Annotated in this window: 6 protein-coding genes, 1 pseudogene and 1 CRISPR repeat array; all 7 genes and pseudogenes read left to right on the forward strand. The window is 42.4% G+C overall.

Annotation, left to right across the window (positions count from 1 at the left end; translation table 11 throughout):
- Nucleotides 1-183: hypothetical protein (locus O9295_RS13090; protein ID WP_288033237.1), on the forward strand; the 183-nt coding region annotated here is incomplete at its 5' end.
- Nucleotides 156-347: pseudogene (gene cas5d, locus O9295_RS13095) on the forward strand (type I-D CRISPR-associated protein Cas5/Csc1); the annotation flags it as partial. The gene O9295_RS13090 and the pseudogene cas5d, both read left to right, overlap by 28 nt.
- Nucleotides 348-356: 9 nt before the next feature.
- Entirely contained in the window at nucleotides 357-923 is a 567-nt protein-coding gene (locus tag O9295_RS13100) for a Uma2 family endonuclease (RefSeq protein WP_288033239.1), read from the forward strand.
- Nucleotides 923-1756, forward strand: a complete 834-nt coding sequence (cas6, locus tag O9295_RS13105) for a CRISPR-associated endoribonuclease Cas6 (RefSeq protein ID WP_288033240.1) — start codon at nucleotides 923-925, stop codon at nucleotides 1754-1756. The genes O9295_RS13100 and cas6 overlap by 1 nt, the downstream gene beginning before the upstream one ends.
- Before the next feature lie 2 nt (nucleotides 1757-1758).
- Nucleotides 1759-2352, forward strand: a complete 594-nt coding sequence (cas4, locus tag O9295_RS13110) for a CRISPR-associated protein Cas4 (RefSeq protein WP_194032529.1) — start codon at nucleotides 1759-1761, stop codon at nucleotides 2350-2352.
- Between the two features lie 5 nt (nucleotides 2353-2357).
- Nucleotides 2358-3362 carry a type I-D CRISPR-associated endonuclease Cas1d gene (cas1d, locus tag O9295_RS13115; protein WP_288033242.1) on the forward strand — a complete coding sequence of 335 codons (1005 nt, stop codon included), beginning with the start codon at nucleotides 2358-2360 and terminating at the stop codon, nucleotides 3360-3362.
- A gap of 12 nt (nucleotides 3363-3374) precedes the next feature.
- On the forward strand, nucleotides 3375-3647 hold the full coding sequence (cas2, locus tag O9295_RS13120) for a CRISPR-associated endonuclease Cas2 (RefSeq protein ID WP_002742874.1): 273 nt from the start codon (nucleotides 3375-3377) through the stop codon (nucleotides 3645-3647).
- Between the two features lie 233 nt (nucleotides 3648-3880).
- A CRISPR array of direct repeats spans nucleotides 3881-8798; the repeat unit is 37 nt; unit sequence GTTCCAATTAATCTTAAACCCTATTAGGGATTGAAAC.
- Nucleotides 8799-8820 lie beyond the last annotated feature (22 nt).

Here is an 8820-nt window from a genome sequence, read left to right on the forward strand (position 1 = left end):
ACCGATAGGTTATTGCCCGAATGCTTCGCCCCTACAGGACGCGGGCCGATGAAGACGCAAGGTTTTGAACGACGATTCTCTCAAAATCTTGCACCTGTTTCGCTCGTAAAGCCCCAAAACCCTTACTTTGCCTACATTTCACATTTATTCAGCAAGCCCTATTTATCTATCCCTATCCTTTAAATCCTCTCGATGTTATGTTTACCCATCCGGTGATTGGCTACGACGTGATCAATATGCCTCCCGTTAGTTTAATCCGTAATGTACGAATGCGCGGGGAATATTACCAAATAAGCGATCGCTCCGATCTGAAAATTCCCGTTCGATTGTCCTATCACTTCGGTTGAAAATTGACTATGACTCTTATCTCTTCTAAACCCCTCACTTTACCGGAATTTCTCTCGCTAACCGATCCCGAGGGCGATATTACCTATGAATTAGTCGATGGAGAAGCTATCCAGAAAATGTCACCGAAATTCTTTCATTCTCGTTTAACTGGTGCTTTATTTCTCGTACTCGATCGCTGGAATCAAGGACGGGGAGAAGTGGGAATCGAATGGGCGATCATTCTCAGCAAAAACGGTCGAGATTGGTGTCCGGTTCCCGATCTTCTCTACATTTCCCCGGAAAGGTTAGGAGATATTACCCTCACCGATGAAGCTTGTCCCGTTCCCCCGGAATTAGTCATCGAAATTATTTCTCCTGAACAATCCTTCAGCAGCCTGAGCGAAAAAGCCGTGGACTACCTAAAAGCGGGAGTCAGTCGCGTCTGGATCGTCGATCCCCGGGCCAAGCAGATCACAATTTTCTATCCCGACGCACCCCCGGCGATTAAAAAAGGCGATGACGAGATGAGCGATATTCTCCTCCCCGATTTAACCCTAACCCCCAGACAAATTTTTGCCAAGGCCCGATTAAGTTAATGCCCTACAGTCTCGTTCTCAATCTCACACCCCGATCGCCGATCTATCCGAATTTTCTCACCGGACGACACCTTCACGCGCTATTCCTTACCCTTGTCAGTAGTGTTGATCAGGAATTAGGGAAAATTCTACACGCAGCCGAGGCAGATAAAGCTTTTACCTTATCGCCACTACAGATGCAATCCGGGGGAAAAACGATAAATTCCCCGCAGTGGCGATACGAACGGCCAATCGCCCCCGAAACTCCCTGCTGGTGGCGGATTTCTCTGCTCGATGACCGATTATTCGGTAAATTAACCTCGCTCTGGTTGAATCTCAATCCAAAACACCCCTGGCATCTCGGTTCCGCCGATCTGGTTATCACTAGCGTCCTCGCCACCCCGCAATCGGTTCAACCCTGGGCGAACTCTTGTACTTATCAATACCTGTATGAAAACGCCTCGGAAACGAATCGGGAATTTGATTTCCTTTTCGCTACCCCCGTCACCTTCCGGCAGGGAAAATTCGATAGTGCCTTACCGACGCGGGAACTGGTGTTTAATAGCCTTCTCAATCGTTGGAATCGCTATAGCGCTATCCCCTTCGATTCCATCGCCCTAGACTCGATTTTTCCCAGTTTCTTCGATATTCAAACGAAATTAGCCGACGAAGCCTATAAAAACCATTCGATCGGTTGTGTGGGCGAGATTCACTATCGTCTTTTGGGAGAGGTGGAACCCGCAAAGATTAAAGCGATTAATGTACTAGCGGATTTTGCCCTCTATGCGGGAGTGGGACGGAAAACCACCATGGGAATGGGGATGACTCGCAGAATTGCTAAGGAGAAAAGATAGCTATGGATGAATCCGACTACATACCGATCGCCGCTCTCAACCATTACGCCTACTGTCCCCACCGTTGTTGGAGAATGTTCGTCGCCGGGGAATTTCTCGATAATAGCTATACGATCGAGGGAACAAATTTACACGAGCGAGTTCACACCGTCGGGGCGGCAAACCGCGAGGAAATATGGCAAATTCGGGCGATCTGGCTTAAATCAGACAATTACCGTCTCATCGGTAAAGCCGATCTGATCGAGTCCCACGACGGTGAATTTATCCCCGTGGAATACAAACGGGGCAGTAAAGGCGAATGGGATAACGACGAGTTGCAGGTGTGCGCTCAAGCTCTGTGTTTGGAAGAAATGACGGGAAAAAGGCTAGATACTGGCTATATCTACTATGCCAGTTCTCACCAGCGTCAACCGGTGGCGATCGATCTTGCTCTACGGCAACGGGCGATCGCTACGATCCGAGCAGTTGAAACCCTGATCCAGACGGGAAAAATGCCCCCGGCGGTCTATTCACCCCGCTGCAAGGGATGCAGTTTGTTCGATCGCTGTTTGCCCCGATTAACCGAAAAAGTCCAACGATATCGAGAGGAAGAATAAAAAATATGGGAACGGTATATGTGACAAGAGAAGACGCATTTCTCGGCAAAAATGACGAGCGTTTAACGGTCAAAGCATCCAAGGAAACGATACTCGATGTACCTCTATTGAACGTGGAAGGAGTGGTGATTTTCGGACGGGGTTCAGTTTCTCCCGCATTGGTGATCGAATTGTTGGAACGTCATATTCCGCTCAGTTTCGTCACATCCACCGGACGCTATCTCGGTAGATTGGAACCGGAGATGACCAAAAATATTTTCGTTCGTCGAGCGCAATGGCAGGCCGCCGGCGATTCTCCGAAAGCCATTCAATTAGTGCGGGGATTCGTCCGCGGCAAGCTGAAGAATTACCGCAACATTCTACTCCGTCGTCAACGAGATCGAAAAGAGTTGGATTTACAAACGGCGATCGCTTGTTTGGAAGCAGCGATCGGCTCGATCGAAACAACCTCGGCGATCGATTCTCTCCGGGGGTTAGAGGGAGCGGGAAGCGCAGCCTATTTCAGTTGTTTTGATTCCCTAATTCTCGGCGATACTTTTACCTTTACCTCGCGTAACCGTCGCCCCCCGCGAGATCCGGTCAATTCTCTTTTGAGTCTGGGTTATGCGTTATTGCGCCATGACGTGCAGAGTGCGATCAATTTGGTCGGTTTTGACCCCTATCTCGGTTATCTTCACTATCAACGCTACGGTCGCCCCTCGCTGGCACTGGATCTGATGGAGGAATTTAGAGCGATCGTCGTTGATGCCGTGGTTCTCAATGGGATCAATCATCCCTATCTTACCCCCGAACATTTCACCACCGAACCCTTAAGTGGTGCGGTTTCCTTGACGAGAGAAGGTTTACAGATTTTCCTGCGCTTGTACGAACAGAAGAAACAATCGAAGTTTAAGCATCCGGTAATGGGTAAACAGTGTACTTATCAAGAAGCTTTCGAGATTCAGGCCCGACTAATGGCGAAATATCTCATGGACGAGACGGATAAGTATCCACCTTTGATTTTAAAGTAGGTAGAGGCGATCATGTATTTTGTTGTCAGTTACGATATTTCCGATGATAAGCGACGAACCAAAATTCACAATACGTTAAAGTCCTACGGCCAACGGGTGCAGTATAGTGTTTTTGAGTGCGATCTAACCGATACCCAGTACGCTAAGCTGCGCGGGCGCTTGAGTAAGTTGATCAAACCCGATACCGATAGCATCCGCTTTTATTTTCTCTGCGCCTGTTGTCGGGGTAAAGTGGAACGTATCGGTGGTGAGTTACCCCGGGATAATACGATTTTTTTTGTTTAGCTCGGTTGCGCTTCCGGGTAGCTGTAAAAATTCTTAACTATTATCTGGTGGCTGAAAAGCTTATGGAATATAGATTCGAGATGATTTTCCTTTCCAATGCGGGGCGCACCTTATCCCGTAAGGTTTTGCGGGGTCTTGAAGAACTGGGTCACTTGCTGTACAATGGGTTTATTGCGGGTGCGGCGCATACGAACCTTGAAAACCCCATAGCGTACGGCTTTTACCACTGGGCGGTTCCAATTAATCTTAAACCCTATTAGGGATTGAAACCTGCGTTTCCCCCTGCTTGGGCTGGTGTGGATTGTTCCAATTAATCTTAAACCCTATTAGGGATTGAAACTCGGTTGGCTGTGCGGATGGAGTCGATCGCTTGGTGTTCCAATTAATCTTAAACCCTATTAGGGATTGAAACAAGTATTTTAATTTTGTGGCTCCCTTCCTTCTCTGTTCCAATTAATCTTAAACCCTATTAGGGATTGAAACCTGAGTGGTGGCAACAATGGAAGCTTTGGGAAGGGGAGTTCCGTTCCAATTAATCTTAAACCCTATTAGGGATTGAAACAAGATAGATCCTCAAAAAAATATTTTGAAGCAAGTTCCAATTAATCTTAAACCCTATTAGGGATTGAAACAAATTATTAGGCATTTAAGTTAGCGATGCTGTTTCGCGAGTTCCAATTAATCTTAAACCCTATTAGGGATTGAAACGGCGATTATCATCGTAACGATGCTTAGCTTCATACTTGTTCCAATTAATCTTAAACCCTATTAGGGATTGAAACCTGCTATTTCTTTAACTATAGGCAGGATTGTATAAAGTTCCAATTAATCTTAAACCCTATTAGGGATTGAAACCTACATTTTCCCAGCAGTCATCGTAAATATGAGCGTTCCAATTAATCTTAAACCCTATTAGGGATTGAAACAAAAGTTAATGCTGATAACTCAGCACTTCTTACCTGGGTTCCAATTAATCTTAAACCCTATTAGGGATTGAAACTCATCTGCTAAATCCATCATTATTGATGCAAAAAGGTCAAAAGGTTCCAATTAATCTTAAACCCTATTAGGGATTGAAACATGGTGTCAATTTCAATTGCCTTTTATTTTAGCAGTGTTCCAATTAATCTTAAACCCTATTAGGGATTGAAACATCCAGTACCTTTTAAAGAGTCGCTGGCAACGATGTTCCAATTAATCTTAAACCCTATTAGGGATTGAAACGTATGAGAACGAGCGTGATTGGCAAGCGAACAATAGTTCCAATTAATCTTAAACCCTATTAGGGATTGAAACCAATCAATTATCGAAGGCGATAGAGGAGCAGATCGAGTTCCAATTAATCTTAAACCCTATTAGGGATTGAAACGTCCTGTAAGGATTGAAAATGATTCTAGTAATCGTTCCAATTAATCTTAAACCCTATTAGGGATTGAAACTCCGTTGTTAATTGGCAGTTTGAGGATGGTAAAGGTTCCAATTAATCTTAAACCCTATTAGGGATTGAAACGGGTCGATCAATCCCTCCGCTTTCCTGAAAGATGCCACCGGGTTCCAATTAATCTTAAACCCTATTAGGGATTGAAACGTCGGACAGAATCCAGTCCCAGAGCGGCTTACAACGTTCCAATTAATCTTAAACCCTATTAGGGATTGAAACACTACACGGAAGCCAATCCTAGGCAGAGGGGGAAGGGCTGTGTTCCAATTAATCTTAAACCCTATTAGGGATTGAAACTGATAAATAAACTGACAATAGGCCCAGGATCTGGGTTCCAATTAATCTTAAACCCTATTAGGGATTGAAACTTTTTCGACTCGCGTACTTAAACGCACATTTCCCGTTCCAATTAATCTTAAACCCTATTAGGGATTGAAACAGGCAAATAGGAAAATTTGCTTTAATTATTTCCGTGTTCCAATTAATCTTAAACCCTATTAGGGATTGAAACAAGAACTAAGTCAAATGACTGGTAAAACCTATCGCGTTCCAATTAATCTTAAACCCTATTAGGGATTGAAACAATCCACCAAGAGATAAAACTAGCTACCCAAGAGGTTCCAATTAATCTTAAACCCTATTAGGGATTGAAACTTTCGCCACGACGCACCTGCTTGCGACTAAATCCCCCTCGTTCCAATTAATCTTAAACCCTATTAGGGATTGAAACAACATTTTTTAAAATATTAGGGGGGCAATATTTCACCGAGTTCCAATTAATCTTAAACCCTATTAGGGATTGAAACAACATTTTTTAAAATATTAGGGGGGCAATATTTCACCGAGTTCCAATTAATCTTAAACCCTATTAGGGATTGAAACGGAATTGGATAGCATGACTGCCAAAACTTATCACGGGTTCCAATTAATCTTAAACCCTATTAGGGATTGAAACTTCCCTTCCCTACTCTCGCAGGGTGATTTTTTCGCGTTCCAATTAATCTTAAACCCTATTAGGGATTGAAACTTGTTCCTACCGTTCCTACCTATATAGTTTAAATTATAGTTCCAATTAATCTTAAACCCTATTAGGGATTGAAACTCCTTTGGGACCTTTAAAAATACAATTAACCATAATTGTTCCAATTAATCTTAAACCCTATTAGGGATTGAAACTCGGCCCGGGAGGAGTGCCGGGAGGAGATCGAAAAGTTCCAATTAATCTTAAACCCTATTAGGGATTGAAACATCCAATTGCCTCCTCGAACTGAAAAGCAATTCAAGGTTCCAATTAATCTTAAACCCTATTAGGGATTGAAACAACCTTTTTTAAAACATTAGGGGGAGAATACTTCACCGTTCCAATTAATCTTAAACCCTATTAGGGATTGAAACTGAACTAGATCACTTCACCGCAAAAACCTATCACGTTCCAATTAATCTTAAACCCTATTAGGGATTGAAACCGGCGCGCGATCGAAAAAACCGGGAAACTTCTAGTTCCAATTAATCTTAAACCCTATTAGGGATTGAAACAACCCCCTGTTTACTTATCTGTCCACAGACTCTTTAGTTCCAATTAATCTTAAACCCTATTAGGGATTGAAACGTCCTCCCCTCGCGTTACCTCAATACACTTGATCCACCGTTCCAATTAATCTTAAACCCTATTAGGGATTGAAACTATTCATAGAATAGCAACTGGCTATTCAATGAATGTTCCAATTAATCTTAAACCCTATTAGGGATTGAAACGACAAAACCAGAAATCTTTGCTAATCTTAAATTAAGTCCAGGTTCCAATTAATCTTAAACCCTATTAGGGATTGAAACAAAAGTATTAAGCTTCTCGATCAGCGATCGCTAGTTCCAATTAATCTTAAACCCTATTAGGGATTGAAACAGCCCCAGATACAGGACGCGGGTGATGGAAAAATTACCATCACGTTCCAATTAATCTTAAACCCTATTAGGGATTGAAACAAATCAAGCGTCGTGTCCATCAAAAATGATTTATCATTGTTCCAATTAATCTTAAACCCTATTAGGGATTGAAACTGAATTTTATTAATTATTGGCTGATCATCACATCTCGTTCCAATTAATCTTAAACCCTATTAGGGATTGAAACACCGTTGTCAGACTCATCCATTGAAGACTCATCCGTTCCAATTAATCTTAAACCCTATTAGGGATTGAAACGGTACGATCCATCCTTTAGCGAGAGGGATTACCGTTCCAATTAATCTTAAACCCTATTAGGGATTGAAACGTCAAGCGTTGTCACCGTTGTAAGCCGCTCTGGTTCCAATTAATCTTAAACCCTATTAGGGATTGAAACAGGGAGAGAGACTCATTGGGCTGCTGATTAGATTGTTCCAATTAATCTTAAACCCTATTAGGGATTGAAACGAACCTTCAAAATGCGCTAAAACCTTATGGGATAGTTCCAATTAATCTTAAACCCTATTAGGGATTGAAACCAATTGAGATAATCTCTATGGCATTAGGATTATAATGTTCCAATTAATCTTAAACCCTATTAGGGATTGAAACTGTGACACCATCAATGACTCCTTCGGCCACGGCGTGTTCCAATTAATCTTAAACCCTATTAGGGATTGAAACGGTTAATTTTTTCTAAATCGAATCGGTACGTCGGGTTCCAATTAATCTTAAACCCTATTAGGGATTGAAACCTCACTCTAGGCTAGGAATGGATTGCAGCAAACAAGGTTCCAATTAATCTTAAACCCTATTAGGGATTGAAACGCTTGGAATTTCTCCAAGAAAGTATATCATCCAAGGTTCCAATTAATCTTAAACCCTATTAGGGATTGAAACATAACGAAACACCAGACTGCAACTCAAGATATAATGGTTCCAATTAATCTTAAACCCTATTAGGGATTGAAACGCTAATAAGTGGAGTATTTATGCTGACATAAGTTGTTCCAATTAATCTTAAACCCTATTAGGGATTGAAACACTTAATCGGAGCCGGTGCTACGGGTATTGGTGAAGGTTCCAATTAATCTTAAACCCTATTAGGGATTGAAACAGCCCCGGACAGAAGTTAGATATTTTCATCAATTGTTCCAATTAATCTTAAACCCTATTAGGGATTGAAACGGAAATTCTAAAAATAGGTAATTTTTCGCATTTTGTTCCAATTAATCTTAAACCCTATTAGGGATTGAAACTAGATAATGATTTAGATAAGAGCTTAGATAAAAGGTTCCAATTAATCTTAAACCCTATTAGGGATTGAAACCGGAGCCCGGCCCGTAGGGCGCGCCCCGATGATCGTTCCAATTAATCTTAAACCCTATTAGGGATTGAAACCTAACCACCCCGCTCTTTGCTATAGATTAGATTACTTGTTCCAATTAATCTTAAACCCTATTAGGGATTGAAACCCGACCACCCACCCCACCACCCCACCCGCCGCCAAGTTCCAATTAATCTTAAACCCTATTAGGGATTGAAACGGCTTATTGGCTTCTGGAACTACTTTGATAAATTTGTTCCAATTAATCTTAAACCCTATTAGGGATTGAAACTTTTCCCTAATCCGGGCGCGTCCCATTAAGCTGTTAAGTTCCAATTAATCTTAAACCCTATTAGGGATTGAAACGACTTGTAACAGTCTGGTTCGCCTTGCAGCACAAAGGTTCCAATTAATCTTAAACCCTATTAGGGATTGAAACATCGTGCGCCTAGCCAAAAACC

This window comes from Microcystis sp. LE18-22.4A, from assembly GCF_027531105.1.
Taxonomy (GTDB): Bacteria; Cyanobacteriota; Cyanobacteriia; order Cyanobacteriales; family Microcystaceae; genus Microcystis; species Microcystis aeruginosa.

Bases quoted from the DNA above. Each gene is read 5' to 3' on its own strand.
- cas1d (WP_288033242.1), top strand. From the start codon at position 2,358: ATGGGAACGGTATATGTGACAAGAGAAGACGCATTTCTCGGCAAAAAT.
- O9295_RS13100 (WP_288033239.1), top strand. From the start codon at position 357: ATGACTCTTATCTCTTCTAAACCCCTCACTTTACCGGAATTTCTCTCG.
- cas2 (WP_002742874.1), top strand. From the start codon at position 3,375: ATGTATTTTGTTGTCAGTTACGATATTTCCGATGATAAGCGACGAACC.
- cas4 (WP_194032529.1), top strand. From the start codon at position 1,759: ATGGATGAATCCGACTACATACCGATCGCCGCTCTCAACCATTACGCC.
- cas6 (WP_288033240.1), top strand. From the start codon at position 923: ATGCCCTACAGTCTCGTTCTCAATCTCACACCCCGATCGCCGATCTAT.